Source organism: Zhongshania sp., assembly GCF_041584495.1.
Classification (GTDB): Bacteria; Pseudomonadota; Gammaproteobacteria; order Pseudomonadales; family Spongiibacteraceae; genus Spongiibacter.
The window spans coordinates 1-1,105 of record NZ_JBFHDY010000321.1 but is presented as its reverse complement, the minus strand read 5'-3'; the positions used below and the strand labels follow the sequence as shown (position 1 = coordinate 1,105).

Sequence of the window (1,105 nt, the reverse complement as noted above, 5' to 3'; positions counted from 1 at the left end):
TGTGCGTGGCGATGACGATGAGATTCGGGCGTATTTGAATAGTTGTCCGCACCGTGGCACCAAACTGTGTGTTGGCTTTGCCAGTTCAGACGAAGTGGTTTGTCCGTTTCACGGCTGGAAGTGGAATTTAGACGGCAAGATTAAAGGCATCCCCAGTGAGTGGGATTTCCAAAATTACGACAAAGACGATGTGGGGCTTATTGAGATTAAGTGTGAGGTGTGGCAGGGCTACATCTTTATTAACTTTGACGACAATGCCAAGCCCTTGGATAAATACCTAGGTGTACTAAAGTCACACTTTGCAACACTCCCTGAGATGAATCGCATCACGATTGGTCGTGTGAAAAAAGTCATTAAGGCGAACTGGAAAGTGGCGATGGAAGCCTTTTTGGAATCCTATCACACCATTGAAACTCATCCGCAGATACTGACTACCTTGGCCGATGCCAGTACCAAGTACGATGTGTGGGATGACGGTGATTCCTCGGTTAGCCGCTTGTATTCACCGATGTCCGTTCCTAGTCCGCATTTGGGCGATGATGTGGACTTGGCTGAATGTGCCAAAGAGTACGCGAAAGGCATGGAGATGCCTGGGTTGGAGCACCTGAATTTTGTGCTCGACGCAGATAGTAAGCTAGCGCCCCGCACCCAATTAGCCGAGTGGCGTCGATCAATCTTTAAAGGGGTGCTCGGTGTTGATTTAGAGAGTATGCCTGATGCAGCATTACTGGATGCAATTCAATACTGGATGTTCCCAAACTTCTGTCCTTGGTATGGCGAGGGTGGACCCATTGCGTACCAATTCCTGCCGGTAAATGGCAAGACCAATGAATGTGTAATGGAAGTCAGATTACTCGCGCCGTTGCCTGACGGTGTGCCTCTTCCTGAGGTGCCGACACAAATTGATTATCTGGATGCCAGCGACAGTTTTGCAGAGAAGGCTACCGGGTTTGGGGGTTTGGCTATGGTGTTTGATCAGGACATGATCAATATCCCGGTTATCCAGGAAGGTTTAGAAAACGCCTACCATTTAAATAAATCAAAAGTGCGTCTGGCGGATTACCAAGAGCAGCGTATCGCCCATTTCCACGAAGTGCTGGACCGG

At 48.9% G+C, this 1,105-nt stretch carries 1 protein-coding gene; it reads left to right on the top strand.

What is annotated here, in order from left to right; translation table 11 throughout:
* Positions 1–1,105 (top strand): SRPBCC family protein (locus ABYP33_RS19535; protein ID WP_373093062.1); only part of this gene is annotated, 1,105 nt, incomplete at both ends.